The following is a 1,201-nucleotide window of genomic DNA, read 5'->3' as shown; positions in this document are numbered from 1 at the left end:
GTCACGGACCGTCCGATGACTGAACTCGAGCAGCGAGCGGAGCTCCCGGCCCGAGGACTGCGCCACTCCCTGCGGGCCTTCCGGCACCGCGACTACGCCGTCTTCTGGATGGGTGCGATCACCTCCAACACGGGCGGGTGGCTCTCCAACTTGACCGTGCCCTTCGTCGTCTACCAAGTGACCCACAGCGCTTTGTGGGTGGGGCTCGTGAGTGTCTTCCAGTTCGTGCCGAACATCGCCCTAGGGCCGTGGGGTGGTGTGCTGGCAGATCGGCACGATCGGCGCCGGGTCCTGCTCGTCACCCAGTCCGGGATGGCGCTCAGCGCCCTGCTTCTGTGGCTCGTGTGGATTGCGGGCGTGCGCGAGCCGCTCGTCGTGATGGCACTTGTCGGGGTGGCCGGGATCTTCCAGGGCATCAACATGCCCAGCTGGCAGTCGTTCGTCAACGACCTCGTCCCGCGCTCCGACCTCGACTCTGCCGTCGCCCTGAACTCCCTCCAGTTCAACGCCGCCCGGTCGCTGGGACCGGCGGTCGCCGGACTGATCCTGGCGACCATCGGGCCGGGACCGGCTCTCCTGCTCAACGCCCTGTCCTTCGTCGCCGTGCTGCTCGCCCTGGCAGCAGTCAGGGTGCGCAACCGCCCGCGGACGACGGACCCCGCGCCGGTGTGGCGTCAGTTCGCGACGGCTGTCGGCTACATCCGCGGGCAGCCCGGAATCCAGATGGGCCTGCTCGTCGCGGTCGCGGTCGGTCTGCTCGTGAACCCGATCTTCCAGTTCACCGTCGTCTTCGCCGGCAGCGTCTTCCATGTCGGTCCCTGGACCTTGGGGTTGCTGAATGCCGCCCTCGGTGTCGGTGCGCTGGTCGCCGCGCCGGTGCTCGCCGGCTGGAGCCACATCCTCCCCCGGTCGCTGCTCACGCAGGTCGGCCTGATCGGACAGGCGGTGGGGCTCGCTGGATTCGCGCTCTCCCCGACACCCGGCTGGGCGGCGGCAGCCCTGCTCATCGTCGGGTGGGCGCTGCTGCTCACCATCTCGGCAACCAACACGGCGGTACAGATCATCGTGGCCGACCGACTCCGCGGCCGGGTGCTCGCGGTTCGGATCATGGCCTACACGGGGTGCTTCCCGGTGGGTGGTCTGGCCCAGGGCGCCCTCGCCGATGCTTTCGGTCCGCGCGCCACGGTGCTCGGTGCAGGGA

At 69.4% G+C, this 1,201-nt stretch carries 1 protein-coding gene; it reads left to right on the top strand.

What is annotated here, in order from left to right; genetic code table 11:
• Window positions 1–15 precede the first annotated feature (15 nt).
• Window positions 16–1,201 (top strand): MFS transporter (locus tag ACR9ZK_RS21565; RefSeq protein WP_481344010.1); only part of this gene is annotated, 1,186 nt, incomplete at its 3' end.

This window comes from Monashia sp. HAY1-5C (assembly GCF_056755255.1).
This window is presented reverse-complemented; position numbering and strand designations above follow the sequence as displayed.